We start from the raw sequence: 18,216 nt of genomic DNA, 5'->3' as shown, positions 1-18,216 counted from the left end.
TGTACTAGTGCATAATTGGGTTTGTGCTAGGAGAGTATCGGATCAGTGGGCGGCGTGCGGCGGAGATTTCGTCGAGCATCGAGCGGGCGGTGGGCGAAGGGGAGCTCAGGCCGGGTGAACCGCTGCCTCCCATAAGGGAGTTGGCGGAAGGGCTCGAGGTGAACCCGAACACCGTCGCGGCCGCGTACCGGATCCTGCGGGAGCGGGGTGTCATTGAGACCTCGGGCCGACGGGGCAGCCGGGTGCGGCCCAAGCCGGCCACCACGGCACGCGACCTCATGCGGGTGGAGGTCCCGGAGGGTGTGCGGGACGTCTCCGAGGGCAATCCGGACCCGGCGCTGCTGCCGGCGCTCGCCGGGGCGTTCGCGGCGGCGGCCGGGCGGGGCGACCGGGAGCCGGTGCTCTACGGGCATGCTCCGGTGGAGCCGGAGCTGGCGCGTCTGGCCAGGGCCGGGCTGGACGCCGACGGGGTGCCTGAAGGCCCCGTGGTCGTGGCGTCCGGCTCCCTGGACGCCATCGAGCGGGTGCTGGCGGCACATCTCAGACCCGGGGACGCGGTCGCCGTGGAGGACCCCGGCTGGGGGAGTCTGCTGGACCTGGTCCCGGCACTGGGGCTGCGGACCGTCCCCGTCGGCGTCGACGACGAAGGGCCGCTCCCCGACGACGTACGGACGGCACTGGCGGACGGTGCGCACGCCCTGATCGTCACCGACCGTGCGCAGAACCCGACCGGGGCGGCGCTGAGCGAGGCACGTGCGCGTGCCCTGCGGTCGGTGCTCGCCGATCGTCCGGAGACCCTGCTGATCGAGGACGACCACGGGCACCACATCGTCGACCTCCCCCTCCACCCCCTCGCCGGGACCACCCGGAACTGGGCCTTCGTACGCTCGGCAGCCAAGGCGTACGGTCCCGATCTGCGGCTGGCGGTGCTCACCGGGGACCCGGTCACCCTCGACCGGGTGCGCGGGCGGCAGCGGCTCGGGCCTGGCTGGGTCAGCCTGATCGTGCAGCGCGCGGTGGCGCGGCTGTGGAGCCAGGGCGCGGTGGATCCGGCGGCCGTGGCGGAGCGCTACGGGCGGCGCCGGGACGCGCTGATCGGGGCGCTGGCCCGGCGCGGGACCGCGGCGCACGGGCGCAGCGGAATGAACGTGTGGGTACCGGTCCCGGACGAGACCGGCGCCGTCGCCCGGCTGCTGCACGCCGGCTGGGCGGTGGCGCCCGGAGCCCGTTTCCGGATGAACGCGCCGCCGGGTGTCCGCGTCACCGTCTCGACACTCACCGACCACGAGATCGAGCCCCTGGCCGATGCGATCGCCGCAGCGGTCGGCCGTGCCGGTCCGTCGCGGACGTACGTCTGAGGCGTGGGGAGGCGCCTCCCACACGGCCCCGTCCGAGCCCGAGAGGCCCCTGCGCGCGGGAACCCCTGGGGCGCCGATGTCCTCCTCCGTCGCGCAGCCGACCGCACCGGACCCCGCTCACCGGCGACCGCGGCAGCCGTCGATTTCCTCGGACGTGATCAGCCGAAGGGCCCCGGAATCCGCCCGGGGCGGGGGCGGGGGCGGTCGGCTGCGGGCGAGGCGTCGGCGCCGGCAGGCCCGGCCGCCGGGCGGTGCCGGTGGCGTCGCACTGGCGTGGGCGATCCCTGGTGACACCGGGCGCTGCCGGGGAACCGGACGAGCGTTGGTGAAGGGGACCCCGGCGTCGATGGCGCACCGGGACGGACATGCGTCCGGGCGTGGGGTGATGGGGCTGGTGCGGTTGTCGAGGTCGGCCGGGTCGTGCCGCTGCCCTCTTCCCGGCCCCGGCGCCGGAAGGGGGTGCCGCCGCCGTGTCTACGCCTGCCGCTTCGGCCTCACCTGGGTCAGGGCCGCGCCCGCCAGGACGATCGCCGCGCCCACCGGTGTCGACCAGGTCAGGGTCTCGCCGAGGAGGACGATGCCGGCCGCGGCGGCGATCACCGGGACGAAGTAGGTGACCATCTGGCCGGTCGTGGGGCCGACCTCGGCGACCAGGCCGTACTGGATGAGTACCGCCAGACCCGTGCCCAGCGTGCCCAGCGCGGCGATCGCCAGCAGCGGCCCGACGGCGAATGCGGTCGGGAGCGTGGTGAACAGCGGCGTCACCACGGCAAGTTGGACCGTGGCGAGCAGCAGCTGGCCGCCGGTCAGGGACAGGTTCGAGTGGCTGTTGCCTGCGAGGGTGCGACGGACGTAGATCCAGCCGACCGGATAGCTCAGCGAGGCCAGCAGCGCGAGCGCGGTGCCCCGGGCGTCCAGGCCCTGGAAACCCTGCCAGGCGCCCAGCACGGTCAGCACCCCGAGGAAGCCGAGGCCGAGCCCCGCCACCCGCACCCGGGTCGGCCGGTCCTCGGACAGGGCCACCAGCGACAGCGCCATGCCCCACAGCGGCGAGGTCGCGTTGCAGATGCCGGCCAGTGTGGACGGGATGGTCAGCTCCGCGAAGGCGAACAGCGAGAACGGCAGGGCGTTCAGCAGGAACCCGGCGACCGCGAGATGACCCCAGGTACGCGCACCGCGCGGCAGCCGCTCCCGCCGTACCGCCATGGCGACGGCGAGCACGGCGGTCCCGAAGGCCAGCCGCCCGAGGGTGACCTGGAACGGGGCGTATCCCTGGGTGCCGACCTTGATGAGGAGGAAGCTGAAGCCCCAGATCAGGGACAGCGCGCCGAAACGCAGCCGCCAGTCCAGACGGGGACGGGTGTGCTCCGGGGCGGGGTCCACCGGGCCCGGTGGGACGGTGGTCGCGGTGACGCTGCTCATGGACGCAACGATGCGGTACACCTATCTCGTAGGACAATCGAGATTTCGCACGCGGTATCTCGTAGCATCACTTACATGTTGAACCTGGAGCGTCTGCGCACCCTCGACGCACTTGCCCGACACGGCTCGGTCAGCAGGGCGGCCGAAGGGCTGCACATCACGACCTCGGCCGTCTCGCAGCAGATGTCCAAGCTGGAGCGCGAGGTCGGCCAGCAACTGCTGGCCAAGAACGGACGCGGGGTCCGGCTGACCGACGCGGGCCGGCTGCTGGCCGAACACGCCGCGCGGATCCTGTCCCAGGTGGAGCTGGCACAGTCCGATCTGGAGGCGCAGCGCGGTCAGGTCGCCGGTGAGCTGCGGGTCTCGGCGTTCCCGACCGCCGCGCGAGGGCTGTTCCCGGTCGCGCTCGCGGATCTGCGCGAACGGCATCCCGCGCTGCGCGTGCGCTCCCGCGAACTGGAACCGGAGCACGGCATCCGGGGCGTGGTGCGCGGAGATCTCGATCTCGCCGTCGTGCTCGACTGGTACAACAAGCCGATGCCGCTGCCCGACGGTCTCGTCAAGGCGCTGCTGCTCGACGACCCGGCCGATGTGGCGCTTCCGGCCGGCCACCGGCTGGCCGGACGCGAGGAGGTGGACCTCGCCGAGTTCGCCGAGGACGAGTGGATCACCTGGGGCGAGGGTGAGTTCTGCCACGAATGGCTGATGTTCACGCTGCGCTCCAAGGGCATCGAGCCGATCGTCGGCCACCGCGCGGCCGAGAGCCATACCCAGCTCGGCCTGGTCGCGGCGGGGCTCGGCGTCTGCATCGCCCCGCTGATGGGCCGCAACCCGCTGCCCGAGGGGGTGGTGACCGTCCCGCTCCGGCAGCGTGTGCGACGGCACGTCTTCGTGGTCTGGCGCGCGGACGCGGACCGCCGCCCATCCATCCGGGCGGCCGTGCGGGCACTGCGGGCGGCGGGGGAGCGCGTGGGCGTGACCGGCGAGCACCCCTAGCTAGGGCTGGGGCGGCGTCGTCAGCTTTCTGAAGTCCCAGGACACGATCTTCTCGGGCGTCAGGCGCAGCCAGGCGTGCCTGCCGTCGTGGGGCATCTCGTCCAGGCCGAAGTTCTTGCGGGCGAACAGCGTCTCGGGAACGTCGAGTTCCGCGCGCAGCTCACCGGTACGCGGGATCTCGCCCACGAACTCCACCCGCCCGGACAACTCCGCGCCGCGCAGTTCGTCGTACTCCTCCCCCGTGTCGACCACGATCGCCACCCGGGGGTCCCGCCGCAGATCCACCCACCGCTTGCTGCGGACCACGGAGTAGAGCCACAGCGAGGTGCCGTCCCAGGTGAACCAGAGCGTGCTGACGTGCGGAGCTCCGTCGACGGACACCGTGGCGACCCGGCAGGTGCGCTGGACGGTGAGGAAGTCGTCCAGCTCGCCGGGCGTCATCATGATCTTCCGGCCCCGGCGCTGCGTGGCGGTCATACGGTCCCTTCTTCTCTCATGTCGTACCCGGCGCGGCCGGCTCAGGCGAGGGTGATCGAGTCCCCGCTGACGGTGATCTCCACCGCGGGCAGCGGTTCGGTCGCCGGGCCGCCCTTCACACTGCCGTCGGCGATGGAGAAGTTGCTGTTGTGACAGGGACAGTTGATGACTCCGTCGGCGACGCTCTTCACCGCGCACCCCTGGTGGGTGCAGGTCGCCGAGAACGCCTTGAACTCGCCCGCCGTCGGCTGGGTGACGACCACCTTGCGGTCGGCGAAGACCTTGCCCCCGCCCTCGGGGATGTCGGCGGTCGTGGCGAGCGGCACGGAACCGGAGTCCGCGGAGGAGTCCGCGGAGGAGCCCGCGGAGTCCGGCGCGTCGTCGGACCCGCCGCACGCGGTCAGCGCGACGGCGAGGCCGGCCGCTCCGGCCGCCGCCACGACAGTTCGACGGGCGGGTCCCGATGCGGAGTGAAGCGATGTGGTCATGCCGGTGTGTCCCTTCCGGGGCGGACGGTCGATCTGGCAAAAGGTACGGTCAGCGGGCCCACGCTGTTCAGGCAGTACCGAGAGCTTGGCGTGCGCGCGGTCGGACGGGTGTAAATCACAGCTGTCGTTTCACTGTCGGGCGCCGCGGTCACCGGCCGGGCCGTCCAAGACGTGCGACGACACGCCAGTAGCCTGGGGCGATGCTCAAGGAAGTCACCGCGACCCGTTTCATCGCGCCGCTGCGCGAGGGCGGTTCGCTGCCGGGACTGATCGAGGCCGACGACCTCAGAACCTACGTCCTGAAGTTCACCGGTGCCGGGCAGGGCCGCAAGACGCTGGTCGCCGAGGTGGTCTGCGGGGAGCTCGCCCGCCGGCTGGGGCTGAGGGTGCCGAGGCTGGTCACGGTCGAGCTCGATCCCGTGCTGGGGCTCGGGGAGCCCGAGCAGGAGGTGCAGCAGCTGCTGAAGTCCAGCGGCGGCACCAACCTCGGCATGGACTTCCTCTCCGGCGCCCTCGGCTTCGATCCGCTCGCCTTCGGGGTGAGCCCCGAGGAGGCCGGGCGGATCGTCTGGTTCGACGCGCTGGTGAACAATGTCGACCGCTCCTGGCGCAACCCCAACATGCTCCGCAGCCACGGCGAACTGTGGCTCATCGACCACGGCGCGACCATGATCTGGCACCACCACTGGCCCGGTGCCGCCGTCTCCGCGGCCCGGCCCTACGATGCCTCCGACCACGCGCTGAACACCTTCGCGCCGGATGTCGCGGCCGCCGCGGCGGAGCTCGCACCGCGCGTCACCGAGGAACTGCTGGCCGAGGTCACCGCGGAGATCCCCGACGTCTGGCTGGCCGGCGAGCCGGGCTTCGACACGCCCGACGATCTCCGGCTGGCCTACGCACGGCCGCTGCTCGCCCGGGCGGCCACCGTCCACCGGCACATGCACGGCCTTCAGGGGGACCAGTGAGCGACCGGCACGTCTTCGAGTACGCGCTCCTGAGGGTCGTACCCCGCGTCGAACGCGGTGAGTGCGTCAACGCGGGGGTGCTCGTGTACTGCCGTCCGAAGTCCTTCGTCGCGGCCCGCACCCATCTCGACGAGGCACGGTTGCTGGCCCTCGACCCCACCGTGGACCTGCCCGGTGTACGGGCGGCGCTGCGCGCGGTCGAGGGCGTCTGCGCGGGCGGGGACGCTGCGGGCCAGGCGGCGGGGGACGACGCAGGACGGCGCTTCCGCTGGCTGATCGCGCCCCGGTCCACCATGGTCCAGCCCGGCCCCGTGCACACCGGGCTCACCACCGATCCGGCGGTGGAGACCGAGCGGCTGCTCGACCTGCTCGTGCGCTGACCCCGGCCGCGGGGAACCCGCGGTCGCCCACGCGCACCACCCACGGTCGCCCACGGACCGTCAGGAGCGGCGGCGCTTCACCAGCTGCCCTGCCGCGAGTACGGCGCCGGCCACGAACGTGGCTCCGACGCCCAGGTCCCAGGCGCTCGGGCGGGAGTCCGAGGAACCGCCCAGCCCGCCTTGGACACCGCGCGTCGGTGCGGCGGAGGCGGGAGTCGTGGACGCCGTGGGTGCGCTGGTGGGGGCCGAAGGCGTGCGGGTGGGGGTCGCCGGAGCGGAGGTGGCAGTCGCCGTCCGGGTGGGCGAAGCGGACGTCGGCGACGGTGACGGTGGCCTGCCCGACGCGGATGCGGACGGGGCGGGCCGGAAGGTGGACGAGGTGAGACCGCGCCGGGGAAGCGCCTCGCAGGCCACGCCGTCGTCCGGACCCGGGTCCTCGTCGAGCCGATGCGGATCACTCGGGTCCAGGTCGAAGAAGGTCTGCGCGTCCTCCTGGTAGGTGAAGTCGCTGCAGTCCAGATCCTGGGCGTGAGCGGTGTCGGCCAACGGCACGATCGCGGCGAGCGCGATCAGCGTGCCTATGGCACGGGTGCGACGACGCATGGGGTGCCTCCTTCCGGTCACGGGTGGCTCGCGCTTCGACGTTAGGAGCCGCCCGGCGCGGGGGCGCGCGGCGCTGGGCCGATCGGGTGCTTCGCGCGCACGCCGGTACGGCACACGCCGGCTCATGGCGACCCGCGGCCGGGGAGGTCCCCGCGCGGGGAATGGATCACACACGCACGGTGTGCCGTTGACACCGGGTGCCAGGGCTTCTAGCGTCACGTCTGCTGAAGGTACTAAGCGGTCGCTCATTGAACTGAGTCCGGCCGCAGGAGCCGCATCCCAAGGGCGAGGAGAAGCAGCAATGTCCACCACTGAGCAGCGGGTCGCGGTCGTCACCGGCGCCGCACGCGGCATCGGCGCCGCCACCGCCGTACGACTGGCCGCGGAAGGCCGCGCGGTCGCCGTGATCGACCTCGACGAGGCCGCCTGCAAGGACACCGTCGAGAAGATCACCGCAGCCGGTGGCAAGGCCCTCGCGGTCGGCTGCGACGTCTCCGACGAGGCGCAGGTCGAGGCCGCCGTCGCGCGGATCGCCGAGGAACTCGGCGCGCCGACCATCCTGGTCAACAACGCGGGCGTGCTGCGCGACAACCTGCTGTTCAAGATGAGCGTCGCCGACTGGGACACCGTCATGAACGTGCATCTGCGCGGCGCCTTCCTGATGTCGAAGGCGTGTCAGAAGCACATGGTCGACGCCGGATTCGGACGGATCGTCAACCTGTCCTCCTCGTCCGCGCTCGGCAACCGGGGCCAGGTCAACTACTCCGCGGCCAAGGCCGGTCTGCAGGGCTTCACCAAGACCCTCGCCAAGGAACTCGGCAAGTTCGGCGTCACCGCCAACTCCGTCGCCCCCGGCTTCATCGCCACGGAGATGACCAAGGCCACCGCGGACCGTGTCGGCATGGGATTCGAGGACTTCAAGGCCGCCGCCGCCACCCAGATCCCGGTCGCCCGCGTCGGCGAGCCCGAGGACATCGCCAACGCGATCGCCTTCTTCACGGGTGAGGCAGCCGGCTTCGTCTCCGGCCAGGTTCTGTACGTCGCCGGCGGACCGCTCGACTAGGAAGACCGGGAACATGACTGCTGTGGAACTTTCGGGCAAGGTCGCCCTGATCACCGGCGCCAGCCGCGGCATCGGCTACGGCGTCGCCGAGGCGTTCGTCGCGCGCGGCGACCGGGTCTGCCTCACCGGCCGGGGCGAGGACGCCCTCAAGGAGGCCGTCGAGAAGCTCGGCCCGGACCGGGCCGTGTACATCGCGGGCAAGGCGCACGACGAGGCCCACCAGACCGCCGCCGTCGAGCGCGTCATGGAGGCCTTCGGCCGCGTCGACTACCTGGTCAACAACGCCGGCACCAACCCGGTGTTCGGGCCGATCGCCGACCTCGACCTGAACGTGGCGCGCAAGGTGTTCGAGACCAATGTGATCTCGGCGCTGGGCTTCGCGCAGAAGACCTGGCACGCCTGGCAGAAGGACAACGGCGGCGCGATCGTCAACATCGCCTCCGTGGCCGGCCTCGCACCCTCGCCGTTCATCGCGGCCTACGGAGTCAGCAAGGCCGCGCTGATCAACCTGACCCAGCAGCTGGCACACGAGTTCGCTCCCGCGGTGCGGGTCAACGCCATCGCCCCGGCCGTGGTGAAGACCAAGTTCGCGCAGGCGCTGTACGAGGGCCGGGAGGCGGAGGCCGCCGCCGGATACCCGCTGGGCCGGCTCGGTGTGCCGTCCGACATCGGCGGCGCCGCCGCCTTCCTCACCTCCGACCAGTCGGACTGGGTCACCGGCCAGACCCTGGTGGTCGACGGCGGCATCTTCCTGAACGCTGGCGTGGCCTGACCCCGGTCCTCCCGCGCCCACACGCGCGCGGGAGGTGCCTGAACCGTCCCGACACGGGCGCCCGTTGACGAAAACGGCGCCCGTGTCGGCGCATCCGGGCCGCGACGGGGAGTGACAACGTAGTCATCAAGAGTTGATCTCAAGGGTCACACGGGGGAGGGTCAACCGGCGTGTCACTGCGGTATGGTCTGCCGACCCATGGCATGGCAGATCTAGGAGCGTGCGCGTGTTCAACCGGAACCGATGCCTGCGGCGGGTGGCGGCCATCGCGTCCATATCGTCCCTGGTGACCGGATGCGGCCTGTTGTCGCCCGGCAGCCCGGACGACGAGGGACCCATCGTCGTGGGAACAACCAGCTCGCCCAGCACGCTGGATCCTGCCGCCTCCTGGGACAGCTCCTGGGAGCTGTTCCGCAACATCTACCAGACACTGCTGAGCTACCCCGTCGGTGCGAGTACGCCGCAGCCGGACGCCGCGGAGAGCTGCGAGTTCTCCGACACCTCCAACCAGGTGTTCCGGTGCGAACTGCGGGAGGGGCTGAAGTTCTCCGACGGCAGCGCGCTCGACGCCCAGGCGGTCAAGTACTCGATCGACCGGATCCGGAAGATCAACGTCAACGGCGGTCCGGCCGGTCTGCTGGGAAGCCTCGAACGGGTCCAGGCGCCCAACGAGCGTGAGGTCGTCTTCTACCTCAACAAGCCGGACGCCACCTTCCCCTTCGTGCTCGCCACCCCCGCGATGTCGATCGTCGACCCGGAATCCTACCCGGCGGACGCGCTGCGCGAGAACTCCGGCATCGTCGGTTCTGGGCCGTACTCCCTGAAGTCGTACGAGGAGGGCAAGGAGGCCCGGCTCGTCCGCAACGACCGCTACCAGGGCTTTGCCGAACGGAAGAACAGCGCGGTGACCGTCCGCTACTTCCAGGAATCCGCCAAGATGGTCAAGGCGCTGCGCGACAAGGAGATCGACCTGACATACCGCGGGCTGTCCGCGGGCGATGTCATCGAATTCCAGGGCAGGGTCTCCAAGGAGGAGGAGATCCAGCTCATCGAGGGCAGCGGAACCGACATCAGCTACCTGGTGTTCAACCCGAAGGACCCGTGGGCCGGCAAGAAGAAGGTGCGCCAGGCCATCGCGCAGATCGTCGACCGCGCGGCGATCGCGCACAAGGTCTACAGGGACACCGTCGACCCGCTGTACTCCATGGTCCCCAAGGGGCTGACCGGGCACACCACCGGCTTCTTCGACGACTACGGCGAGCCCAGCGTCGCCAAGGCCCGGGAGATCCTTACCGACGCGGGCATCACCGAGCCGGTCCCGCTCACGCTCTGGTACACCACGGATCGCTACGGCTCCGAGACAAGGCTGGAGTTCAAGGAGCTCGAGCGCCAGCTGGAGGCGTCGAAGCTGTTCGACATCACGCTCAAGAGCCGCCCGTGGAAGACCTATGTCGAGGGCTACCAGAAGGGCGAGTACCCGGTGTTCGGGCGTGGCTGGTTCCCCGACTTCCCGGACGCGGACAACTTCATCGCCCCGTTCGTCGGAAAGCAGAACGCGCTCGGCACGCCCTACGAGGCAAACAAGATCACGAACGATCTGCTGCCCAGCTCGCGCCGGGAGAGCGACCGTGCCAACGTGGTGAGGCAGTTCGAGGAGGCCCAGGAGATTCTCGTCGACGACGCGCGGCTGCTGCCGCTGTGGCAGGGCCGGCAGTACGTGGCGGCGAGCCGGGAGGTCGGGGGAGCGGAGCGTTCGCTGGACCCGTCCACGATCATGATGCTGTGGCAGCTGTCCCGGAAGACCAGCTGGTAGGGCCGGGAACACCCGGCCGCGGGGCCGGTTGTCAGTGGTCGCCTGTAGGTTTCGTGACCTGGAAGTGACCGCAGACGTAAGGACATTGACGTGACCGACATCGCCATGCTGCCCGAGTCCTGGCGCGGGGTTCTGGGCGACGAACTGCAGCAGCCCTACTTCAAGGAGCTGACCGAGTTCGTCGAGGAGGAGCGGGCGAAGGGTCCCGTCTATCCGCCCCGCGAGGAGGTCTTCGCCGCGCTCGACGCCACGCCGTACGACAAGGTGAAGGTCCTGGTCCTCGGCCAGGACCCCTACCACGGCGAGGGCCAGGGGCACGGCCTGTGCTTCTCGGTCCGGCCGGGTGTCAAGGTCCCGCCGTCGCTGCGGAACATCTACAAGGAGATGCACGCCGAGCTGGGCACGCCCGTGCCGGACAACGGTTATCTGATGCCGTGGGCCGAGCAGGGCGTGCTGCTGCTCAACGCGGTGCTCACGGTGCGCGCCGGTGAGGCCAACTCGCACAAGGGGCGGGGCTGGGAGAAGTTCACCGACGCGGTCATCCGCGCGGTCGCCGGCCGCCCCGACCCGGCGGTCTTCGTGCTGTGGGGGAACTACGCTCAGAAGAAGCTGCCGCTGATCGACGAGAGCCGGCACGTGGTGGTCAAGGGGGCGCACCCCTCGCCGCTGTCGGCGAAGAAGTTCTTCGGCTCCCGTCCGTTCACCCAGATCAACGAGGCGGTGGCCGCGCAGGGCCACGAGCCGATCGACTGGTCCGTCCCGTCCCTGGGCTGACGTCGGCCCGCCGGGTGCGGACCGCTTCGCCGGACCCCGCACCCGGCCCGCCCCCACGTCTGCGGAGCGCCCTGTCCGGTATGACCCCTGCCGGCGGTTAGCGTCGGTGGCGACAGCCGGCGAGCGGTGCGGAGGACGTGGTGGCGGAGCGACGGGAGCAGGCGGCGCCGGACGCCGTACTGACGCGGATCGGTCAGGGCGTGATGCTGCACCACGCGGGGGACCGTGAGGAGGCGCGCCACCGCTTCCTCGGTCTGTGGGCGGAGATCGGCGAGCACGGCGACCCGCTGCACCGCTGCACCCTCGCGCACTACCTGGCCGACACCCAGGACGACCCCGGGGACGAACTGGCCTGGGACCTGCGGGCCCTGACGGCGGCGGAGGAGGTCCCGGACCACCTGGCCGGCGCTGATGAGGGGTCCCTCGCGGTGCGCTCCCTCTACCCGTCGCTGCATCTGAATCTCGCCGCCGACTATGCCCGCCTCGGCCGGCCCGACGCCGCCCGCAGCCACCTCCGCCGGGCCCGGGGCGCGGCCCGCGCCCTCACCGGCGACCGGTACGGCGAGAGCGTCCGGGCCGCCATCCGGCGGCTGGAGATCCGGCTGGACGAGGACGGTACGCCCGGCGGCCGGGTACCGCCGGGACAGCATTCCTAGGACACCTGGGCGGACCGTCCGGCACCTGTGCTGCCGGGCAGCGGCGGCCGCAGGCCGCACCCGTGTCGTGCCGTTCGCCGGTGCCGCCGGGGTCTCCTCAGCGGCCGTAGGTGTCCTGGCAGATGGCCGCCTGCGGACTGTCCGCGGGCCAGCCGCCGTACTCCCTGCCCAGGGCGCAGAGGTCCGCCTGGCCGCCGGTTCCGGGGCGCATCGACGCCGCCGCGTCGGGGAGTTCCACCGACGGGTGCCGCGTGGGAACCGGGTTGTCCGGCTCGGGGCGGGGGGCACGCGTCTGCCCGTTCCGTCCGTCGGCGGGCGTGTCCCGGTCCGGTGCGGTCGTGGGGGCGGCGCGGTGCGACGGAGACGCGGGCGTCTTCGGGGACCGGGGCGTGCCGACCATCTCCAGCGCCTCACTCGCCGGTGCCTGCACGATCTGCGTCTCGTTCCCCCCTACCGGGCGTGGCCCGAACCCCGGGGACGTCGTCGCCGGGCCGGGTGCGAGGGGACGCTGGACCGTCACACAGCCCGGGAGGGCCAGGACCGCCACGGTCACCAGAAGCGTTGCTGTGGTCGTCGTTCGATGCACCCGTGCCACTCTGCTGGCTCCGGCCGCCCCGGAGGGGGCGGACAGGCACAGCATGCCCCGCACGAGTGATGTCCCGCCCCGTACGGAGGCCCCGTCGGTGTGGCGGGTGACGTCAGTCGCCGGTGGCGCCGTCGATCCGCTCGCGGATCAGATCGGCGTGGCCGTTGTGCCGAGCGTACTCCTCGATCAGGTGGGTGTAGATCCAGCGCAGGGTGTACGGATCGTCGCTGAAGCGGTGGCGGCCCCGGGACGGATCGTCCAGGGCGAAGCCGGCCGCGCTGCGCCGAGCGGCGGCGATCTCGGCCTGCCAGGTGGTGTACGCCTGCTGCCAGGTGTCGCCCTCGGACAGATGGAACTCGCCGTCCGGGTCGGCCTCGCTGTAGTAGAGGGGCCCCGCGTCCTCGTCCGCGAGCACCCTGCGGAACCAGCCGCGCTCCACCTCCGACATGTGCCGCACCAGGCCCATCAGGGACAGCTTCGAGGGCGGCACCGAAGCGATACGCACCTGCTCGTCGGTCAACCCCTCGCACTTATGGGCGAGGGTGCTGCGGTGGTAGTCCAGCCAGCCCTCCAGCATGGTCCGCTCGTCCGCGTCGGTGGCAGGTTCACTGCGCTCGGTCGCCATGCCGTCATCCTTGCCCGGCACTGATCCACTCCACCAGGGCTTTTCACACGGAGCGGACCGGTGGGAGTTCCCGCCGGTCGGAGCGCACCTCGGCGAGGCTCGTCCCGCGCGTACCGAGGGAACCGCCATGCGGGGAGAACACCGGGCCGTCCCTCTGTCCGCCCGCCTGCTCGAGCGGAGCCGGGAGCCGGCGAGGCCGTATGCTCGCAGCGGACGACGGCGAGCAATGGCTAGAGGGGAACACCGCGTGAAGGTCGGCTGCATCGGACTCGGTGACATCGCGCAGAAGGCCTATCTCCCGGTGCTGGCCGGACTGCCCGGAGTCGAACTGCACGTGCAGACCCGCACCCCCGCGACCCTCGACCGGGTCGCCGACGGCCTCCACCTCCCGGCGGACCGGCGCCACCCGGATCTCGGCTCACTGCTCGCCCGGAACCTCGACGCGGCCTTCGTGCACGCGCCGACGGAGGTCCACCCGCAGATCGTGACCCGGCTCCTCGAGGCGGGCGTACCGACGTACGTCGACAAACCGCTCGCCTACGAACTCGCCGACTCCGAGCGGCTGGTGACCCTTGCCGAGGAGCGGGGCACCAGCCTCGCCGTCGGCTTCAACCGCCGCTTCGCCCCCGGCTACGCGCAGTGTGCCGACCACCCGCGCGAGCTGATCCTGATGCAGAAGAACCGCGTCGGGCTGCCGGAGGACCCGCGCACGATGATCCTCGACGACTTCATCCACGTCGTGGACACCCTGCGCTTCCTCGTGCCCGGCCAGGTCGACGACGTGACCGTGCGCGCCCGCACCGACGGCGGGCTGCTGCAGCACGTGGTGCTCCAGCTCGCCGGGGACGGCTTCACCGCGCTCGGCGTGATGAACCGCCTCAGCGGTTCGGCCGAGGAGATCCTGGAGGTCTCCGGGCAGGACACCAAGCGTCAGGTCGTCAATCTCGCGGAGGTGATCGACCACAAGGGGCAGCCGACCGTACGGCGGCGCGGGGACTGGGTGCCGGTGGCGCGCCAGCGCGGCATCGAGCAGGCGGTGCTCGCCTTCCTGGACGCCGTGCGGGCGGGCAAGGTCCTCAGTGCCCGGGACGCGCTGATGACCCATGAGCTGTGCGAACGGGTGGTACGAGCGATCCACGAGCGCTCCGCCTGAGACGCACCGTTTCGGTGACACCCCACGCCGCGAGGATCAGCAGCGCCGCGTACGGCGGCCAGTCGCCGAAGCGCACGTAGAGCGTGGTGCCGGACGCCAGCGGCACCTCGTACACCTGCGCGGCCACGGTGTCCGTGCCGAGCCACCGGCCGACCCGCCCGCCGTCCGGCCCGTACACGGCGGAGACGCCCGTCAGGGTCGCGTGCACCATCGGGCGGCCGGTCTCGGCGGCGCGCAGCGCGGCGAGCGAGGCGTGCTGCTCGGGCGCCCAGCTCTGCTGGAACGTCGACGTGGAGGACTGGGCGAGCAGCACATCGGCGCCGTCCTGGGCGAGATGCCTGCTCATGTCGGGGAACGCCGACTCGAAACACACCATCGGACCGATCCGCAGCCCGCCCCCCGCGTCCATCACCACCTGCTCGGAGCCCCGCCTGCGGTCCTCACCGGCCGCCTTGCCGACGGAGGTCACCCAGCCCAGCAGGGAGCGCGCCGGGATGTACTCGCCGAACGGAACCAGCCGCATCTTGTCGTACCGGTCTCCGGTCGGACCTTCCGGGCCGATCAGCACCGAGCTCTTGTAGATGCCGGGTTTGTCCGAACGCCGGGCGTCCACGTTGACCAGGATCGGGGCCCCCGTCTCGCGGGACAGCGCGGTCAGCCGCCGCCCGAGGTCGGGCCGGTCCCCGAGGTCGAAGCCGACACTGCTCTCGCCCCAGACGACCAGGCCGACGTCCTGCCCGGCCAGGTCGCGCGTGAGCTGCTCCTCGCGGTCGAAACGCCGGTCGGCGCTGTCCCGGCCGGCGACGACGCCCGGCTGCACGAGTGCGATCCGGACCCGGTCGCCGGTGTCCGGGCGTGGTGCCCAGACCCAGGCGGCGGAGGTGACGGCGGCCGTGGCGACCAGCCCGGCCAAGGCGGGCAGCCGGGCCTGCCGGATCGCGACCAGCACGGCCAGGGCGACGTTGAGCGCCACCACCAGGAAGCTCGGCAGCCACACCCCGCCCACCGACGCCAGCCGCAGCGCGGCCGGCACGTCCCACTGGCTCGCGCCGAGCACCCCCCAGGGGCCGCCGAGTCCCTGCCAGGAACGGATCAGCTCGATGGCCAGCCACCCCGACGGCACCACGAGGAGCGCGGCCGCGACCCGCCCCCGGGACGGCACCCCGCCCAGCAGCCGCCGCACCAGCCATCCCCACGGCGCCCACAGCGCGCCCAGCAGGGCGGCGATGACGAACGTGAACACATGCAGGTTCGGCAGCAGCCAGTGATGCATGGCCAGCATGAAGCCGAACCCGCCCCACCAGCCGTCGAAGGCCGCCCGTCTTCCCGCCGGCGCGGTCCGGGCCAGCAGAATCCATGGGACCAGGGCGACGTAGGCGAACCACCACAGGGACGGGGCGGGAAACGCCAGGACGGGCAGGGCGCCCGCGACCGCGGCGGCGGTCGAGCGGCGCCAGGGGGAGGCGAGCCAGTCGCCGAGCGTCTTCATAGGCGCCTCCCTACCCCGTGGTGCCTCCAGTGTGCGTCCCGGACGTGATCCGGAACAGTTCACGCCGGATCAGTTGATCACAGGGGCCGCCGCCCGCCGGTCGGGAACACGGCGCCATTTCTCCCGTACGACGACCTCACTCAGCCGCCAGCCGTCGTCGGTGCGCACCATCGAGAACGCGTACCTTCCGCCGCACAGGAGGTCCGGCGCGGCGGACACGCCCTCCGGGCCGGTGCCGACCATGGGGTTCATATAGTCGGCCCGCACCTGGGCCGTGTCGCCGCGGTCCTGCTCCAGGATCCCGAACCGCACCCGCCGGTTGACGATCAGATGCTGCTGTACGGGATACATGGCGAAGCTCTCCGCGAGCCACCCGGCCACCGCCCCGGCACTCCCCTCGATACCGCCGGCCGAGCGGTAGTCCGCCCGCCCCTCCGCCGTGAACAGCCCTCGGAACGCCTCCCAGTCACCGTCCTCCACGGCGATCGCGTACTCGGTGACGAGCCCGTCCAGGGCCAGCCGGTCCCTCACGGTCGCGAGCTCCACACGCTGGGTCATCGGCTCAGTGTTGGCCATGGAACGGGCGACGCCAAGAGGCGTGCGCCGATATTCACTGGCGTGCGACCGTGCCGCGGCCGAGCCTGTAGCCCGTGAACAGACAGCCGGCCGATCAGCGCCCCGACGAGCGCGCCGCCCTCCAGCTCCCGGACGCGACCCCGATCCTGCACCTGTCCCGCGTCACGCACGGCACCGACGACCGCCCGCTGATCCTCGAAGAACTGCGGGTCAGTGCGGACCGTGCCGAGTTTGCCTACCGGATCACCGCCGACAAGCAGCCCGCCCGACGCCGCAAAGCATGAGGGACGAGGAGCATCGGTCGAAACCGCCTTCACTTCCTCAAGGGCGCGCCTACGGCGCGCCGGGCCGCCCGGCCGCCCCGGCCGGGCGTGCGGCGTGGCCGCCGGTCCCGTCCGATCGCCGAGCGCCCCACACCGCAGCCCGCCCAAGGAACCGAGGCGTCGACGAGCAATCGTGGGCCGGGGCGTAGTCGGCCGGGGGTCGCCGGCCTCCGAGACTTTAGGCAGCTCCCATGGGGCGAGCCTCGAAGAACAGGGGGCCCATCGGGCACATACGCGGGCAGCACCAGTGCCTGCCCGATTCGCCGGGCGAGCGTAGGGCCCCCTGTTCACTCGCCCCATGGCAGCTACCGCCCAAAGTCTCTCCGGCAGGCGACGTGCCCACGCGCGCCGCTCACCGGCGAGAAGGCCCCTCATGCCGCACCACTGCTACCGTCTGCGAGCCCTTCCAGGAGCCCGGCGAGCAGCTCAGCAGCTTCCGGCCGGCCCGCCAACCGCACGACCCCGCGCCCATCCCCGTCCGTCGAGGCGACCGCCCGCACGGCGGACAGCTCGAAGCCCACCCCGAGAAGCGCACGGTTCAACCGGTCGGCAGCCTCACGCGCCGTGCGCCAGCCCGATACATAGTCGACTCCCGGCACCCACAGGCCGTAGTCCTCCCCTGCGACATCATCAAGACCATCGCTGAGCCAGCTCTCACCCGAGCCAGTCACCTTGCCCACCTCTGTCCGATCCAGGTAACGAGACGTCACTTCTGTTGGGACCGGGGCAAGCACGCAGCACGGCGGCCCCGGTACCATCAGGCACCGGGGACCGCCGTGTTCCCAGCCGGGCCACCCTTCGCTTTCCAGGGCTGATGGGGTGGCCCGGTCTCGGTTTGTGGTTGTCAGGCGCGGCCCTCCGGCCGGGAGGGGAGCTCTCGGAAGTCCGGAGGAGCCGCGCCCTGGCCGGAGGGGTCAAGTTCCGGCCGGTTACCGGGCCGCCGCCCGCTCCCGATCGCGAAGGAGCGAAACCAGGGCAGCGGCCCGGAGATCATCAGTGCGGTACTGGCTTCGCTTCGCCGTTCAGATCAAAGCGGGCCCAGACCGTCTTCCCGCCGCGCTCCTCCGGCGTCCACCAGACCGCCGCCGCCAGGCGCTGAGCAATGAGCAGCCCCCGACCGCTGTCGGGCAGCACCGCTTCAGGCAACTCTCCGAGCAGTCCCGAGGAGAACACCTCTCCCACCGGAAGCAGCGGAGGAGTCGAGTCCTCGTCGGCGACACCGACGAACAGCCACTTCGGCCACAGCTTGAAGATCAGGTCGATGCGCCGACAGCCACCGGGGGTGGACAGATGCCGGTCCGGTACGGCGTGGTTCACCACATTGCCGACCAGTTCCGAGACAACCAGCCGAGCATCATCCACAACCTCACCGGCGCCCGCACCCCGGAGGAACACGGCCGTCATGTAGCGCGCGACACGCGCCGTGTCACTGAACTCGGCGAACAGCGTCAACGACAGGAAGTGCCCGTCCGAGTACGGCTCCGGCGTCGCGAACCAGTGCGCATACGCGTCCAGTTCACCCGCCAACCGTTCGGTCTTCCCCGCATCCATCACTTCCCCTTCCGAGACCCCGGGGCCCTCGTGGCACCGCTTGCTGCACACACGCCAGTACACGGCGAAGCAGGCGTCACCGGGAGCGTTCACCAGGGGGTTCACGTGAACACCGGCAAAGGCAAAGGGGGTTCATCAATGAACCC

At 71.5% G+C, this 18,216-nt stretch carries 20 protein-coding genes and 1 pseudogene; 11 read left to right on the top strand and 10 right to left on the bottom strand.

What is annotated here, in order from left to right; all coding sequences use genetic code 11:
- The first annotated feature begins 23 nt into the window (after window positions 1-23).
- Window positions 24-1,358: an aminotransferase class I/II-fold pyridoxal phosphate-dependent enzyme gene (locus ACIF9R_RS31215; protein ID WP_399985760.1), complete on the top strand. Its 1,335-nt coding sequence runs from the start codon at window positions 24-26 to the stop codon at window positions 1,356-1,358.
- A gap of 474 nt (window positions 1,359-1,832) precedes the next feature.
- Here the strand turns inward: ACIF9R_RS31215 and ACIF9R_RS31210 are convergent, their stop codons facing one another.
- A complete protein-coding gene (locus tag ACIF9R_RS31210) occupies window positions 1,833-2,780 on the bottom strand; it encodes a DMT family transporter (RefSeq protein WP_399985759.1) in 948 nt (315 codons plus the stop codon).
- Window positions 2,781-2,855: 75 nt separating this feature from the next.
- On the opposite strand from ACIF9R_RS31210, the gene ACIF9R_RS31205 reads away from it, so the two are divergent.
- Entirely contained in the window at window positions 2,856-3,776 is a 921-nt protein-coding gene (locus ACIF9R_RS31205) for a LysR family transcriptional regulator (protein ID WP_399985758.1), read from the top strand.
- On the opposite strand, the gene ACIF9R_RS31200 is transcribed toward ACIF9R_RS31205, so the two are convergent.
- Window positions 3,777-4,253, bottom strand: a complete 477-nt coding sequence (locus ACIF9R_RS31200) for a pyridoxamine 5'-phosphate oxidase family protein (protein WP_399985757.1) — start codon at window positions 4,251-4,253, stop codon at window positions 3,777-3,779.
- Window positions 4,254-4,294: 41 nt separating this feature from the next.
- Entirely contained in the window at window positions 4,295-4,741 is a 447-nt protein-coding gene (locus ACIF9R_RS31195) for a Rieske (2Fe-2S) protein (RefSeq protein ID WP_399985756.1), read from the bottom strand.
- A gap of 200 nt (window positions 4,742-4,941) precedes the next feature.
- Between ACIF9R_RS31195 and ACIF9R_RS31190 the strand changes: the two genes are divergently transcribed.
- Both ACIF9R_RS31190 and ACIF9R_RS31185 read left to right on the top strand, forming a co-directional pair.
- A complete protein-coding gene (locus tag ACIF9R_RS31190; protein WP_399985755.1) occupies window positions 4,942-5,706 on the top strand; it encodes a HipA family kinase in 765 nt (254 codons plus the stop codon).
- Complete coding sequence (locus tag ACIF9R_RS31185) at window positions 5,703-6,086, top strand: DUF3037 domain-containing protein (protein WP_399985754.1); 384 nt, start codon at window positions 5,703-5,705, stop codon at window positions 6,084-6,086. Before ACIF9R_RS31190 ends, ACIF9R_RS31185 begins: the two co-directional genes overlap by 4 nt.
- Before the next feature lie 60 nt (window positions 6,087-6,146).
- Here the strand turns inward: ACIF9R_RS31185 and ACIF9R_RS31180 are convergent, their stop codons facing one another.
- Entirely contained in the window at window positions 6,147-6,689 is a 543-nt protein-coding gene (locus ACIF9R_RS31180) for an excalibur calcium-binding protein (protein WP_399985753.1), read from the bottom strand.
- Between the two features lie 301 nt (window positions 6,690-6,990).
- Here ACIF9R_RS31180 and fabG point away from each other — a divergent pair, with 301 nt between their 5' ends.
- The 5 genes from fabG (at window position 6,991) to ACIF9R_RS31155 (ending at window position 11,767) form a co-directional block, all read left to right on the top strand.
- Window positions 6,991-7,752 (top strand): 3-oxoacyl-ACP reductase FabG, encoded by a 762-nt coding sequence (gene fabG, locus ACIF9R_RS31175; RefSeq protein WP_399985752.1) that lies wholly within the window; start codon window positions 6,991-6,993, stop codon window positions 7,750-7,752.
- Between the two features lie 13 nt (window positions 7,753-7,765).
- Complete coding sequence (locus ACIF9R_RS31170; RefSeq protein WP_399985751.1) at window positions 7,766-8,524, top strand: SDR family oxidoreductase; 759 nt, start codon at window positions 7,766-7,768, stop codon at window positions 8,522-8,524.
- 226 nt (window positions 8,525-8,750) lie between these two features.
- A complete protein-coding gene (locus ACIF9R_RS31165) occupies window positions 8,751-10,337 on the top strand; it encodes an ABC transporter substrate-binding protein (RefSeq protein ID WP_399985750.1) in 1,587 nt (528 codons plus the stop codon).
- Window positions 10,338-10,427: 90 nt separating this feature from the next.
- Window positions 10,428-11,111, top strand: a complete 684-nt coding sequence (ung, locus tag ACIF9R_RS31160) for a uracil-DNA glycosylase (protein ID WP_399985749.1) — start codon at window positions 10,428-10,430, stop codon at window positions 11,109-11,111.
- A 140-nt stretch (window positions 11,112-11,251) separates the two neighbouring features.
- Entirely contained in the window at window positions 11,252-11,767 is a 516-nt protein-coding gene (locus tag ACIF9R_RS31155; RefSeq protein WP_399985748.1) for a hypothetical protein, read from the top strand.
- A gap of 97 nt (window positions 11,768-11,864) precedes the next feature.
- Here ACIF9R_RS31155 and ACIF9R_RS31150 read toward each other — a convergent pair whose 3' ends face one another.
- Together ACIF9R_RS31150 and ACIF9R_RS31145 are read right to left on the bottom strand one after the other, a co-directional pair.
- On the bottom strand, window positions 11,865-12,353 hold the full coding sequence (locus ACIF9R_RS31150) for a hypothetical protein (protein ID WP_399985747.1): 489 nt from the start codon (window positions 12,351-12,353) through the stop codon (window positions 11,865-11,867).
- A 112-nt stretch (window positions 12,354-12,465) separates the two neighbouring features.
- Window positions 12,466-12,978, bottom strand: a complete 513-nt coding sequence (locus ACIF9R_RS31145) for a DinB family protein (protein ID WP_399985746.1) — start codon at window positions 12,976-12,978, stop codon at window positions 12,466-12,468.
- Window positions 12,979-13,225: 247 nt separating this feature from the next.
- Between ACIF9R_RS31145 and ACIF9R_RS31140 the strand changes: the two genes are divergently transcribed.
- Window positions 13,226-14,131, top strand: a complete 906-nt coding sequence (locus tag ACIF9R_RS31140) for a Gfo/Idh/MocA family protein (protein WP_399985784.1) — start codon at window positions 13,226-13,228, stop codon at window positions 14,129-14,131.
- Here ACIF9R_RS31140 and lnt read toward each other — a convergent pair.
- Both lnt and ACIF9R_RS31130 read right to left on the bottom strand, forming a co-directional pair.
- On the bottom strand, window positions 14,055-15,620 hold the full coding sequence (gene lnt / locus ACIF9R_RS31135) for an apolipoprotein N-acyltransferase (protein WP_399985745.1): 1,566 nt from the start codon (window positions 15,618-15,620) through the stop codon (window positions 14,055-14,057). The two genes, ACIF9R_RS31140 and lnt, sit on opposite strands and share 77 nt — an antisense overlap.
- Before the next feature lie 69 nt (window positions 15,621-15,689).
- Complete coding sequence (locus ACIF9R_RS31130; protein WP_399985744.1) at window positions 15,690-16,178, bottom strand: nuclear transport factor 2 family protein; 489 nt, start codon at window positions 16,176-16,178, stop codon at window positions 15,690-15,692.
- A gap of 119 nt (window positions 16,179-16,297) precedes the next feature.
- Here ACIF9R_RS31130 and ACIF9R_RS31125 point away from each other — a divergent pair.
- Window positions 16,298-16,480 (top strand): annotated as a pseudogene (locus ACIF9R_RS31125) (GntR family transcriptional regulator); the annotation flags it as partial.
- A gap of 410 nt (window positions 16,481-16,890) precedes the next feature.
- On the opposite strand, the gene ACIF9R_RS31120 reads toward ACIF9R_RS31125, so the two are convergent.
- Both ACIF9R_RS31120 and ACIF9R_RS31115 read right to left on the bottom strand, forming a co-directional pair.
- Entirely contained in the window at window positions 16,891-17,190 is a 300-nt protein-coding gene (locus ACIF9R_RS31120) for a hypothetical protein (protein ID WP_399985743.1), read from the bottom strand.
- Between the two features lie 322 nt (window positions 17,191-17,512).
- Window positions 17,513-18,070 carry an ATP-binding protein gene (locus ACIF9R_RS31115; protein ID WP_399985742.1) on the bottom strand — a complete coding sequence of 186 codons (558 nt, stop codon included), beginning with the start codon at window positions 18,068-18,070 and terminating at the stop codon, window positions 17,513-17,515.
- Between the last annotated feature and the right edge of the window lie 146 nt (window positions 18,071-18,216).

Source organism: Streptomyces sp. NPDC086080 (genome assembly GCF_044540255.1).
Taxonomy (GTDB): Bacteria; Actinomycetota; Actinomycetes; order Streptomycetales; family Streptomycetaceae; genus Streptomyces.
This window is presented reverse-complemented; position numbering and strand designations above follow the sequence as displayed.

What these genes read in the sequence shown, in the direction of transcription:
- ACIF9R_RS31190 (WP_399985755.1), top strand. Translation starts at nt 4,942, where the DNA reads ATGCTCAAGGAAGTCACCGCGACCCGTTTCATCGCGCCGCTGCGCGAG.
- ACIF9R_RS31210 (WP_399985759.1), bottom strand. Translation starts at nt 2,780, where the DNA reads ATGAGCAGCGTCACCGCGACCACCGTCCCACCGGGCCCGGTGGACCCC.
- lnt (WP_399985745.1), bottom strand. Translation starts at nt 15,620, where the DNA reads ATGAAGACGCTCGGCGACTGGCTCGCCTCCCCCTGGCGCCGCTCGACC.
- fabG (WP_399985752.1), top strand. Translation starts at nt 6,991, where the DNA reads ATGTCCACCACTGAGCAGCGGGTCGCGGTCGTCACCGGCGCCGCACGC.
- ACIF9R_RS31115 (WP_399985742.1), bottom strand. Translation starts at nt 18,070, where the DNA reads ATGGATGCGGGGAAGACCGAACGGTTGGCGGGTGAACTGGACGCGTAT.
- ACIF9R_RS31200 (WP_399985757.1), bottom strand. Translation starts at nt 4,253, where the DNA reads ATGACCGCCACGCAGCGCCGGGGCCGGAAGATCATGATGACGCCCGGC.
- ACIF9R_RS31195 (WP_399985756.1), bottom strand. Translation starts at nt 4,741, where the DNA reads ATGACCACATCGCTTCACTCCGCATCGGGACCCGCCCGTCGAACTGTC.
- ACIF9R_RS31205 (WP_399985758.1), top strand. Translation starts at nt 2,856, where the DNA reads ATGTTGAACCTGGAGCGTCTGCGCACCCTCGACGCACTTGCCCGACAC.
- ACIF9R_RS31130 (WP_399985744.1), bottom strand. Translation starts at nt 16,178, where the DNA reads ATGACCCAGCGTGTGGAGCTCGCGACCGTGAGGGACCGGCTGGCCCTG.
- ACIF9R_RS31145 (WP_399985746.1), bottom strand. Translation starts at nt 12,978, where the DNA reads ATGGCGACCGAGCGCAGTGAACCTGCCACCGACGCGGACGAGCGGACC.
- ACIF9R_RS31180 (WP_399985753.1), bottom strand. Translation starts at nt 6,689, where the DNA reads ATGCGTCGTCGCACCCGTGCCATAGGCACGCTGATCGCGCTCGCCGCG.
- ACIF9R_RS31170 (WP_399985751.1), top strand. Translation starts at nt 7,766, where the DNA reads ATGACTGCTGTGGAACTTTCGGGCAAGGTCGCCCTGATCACCGGCGCC.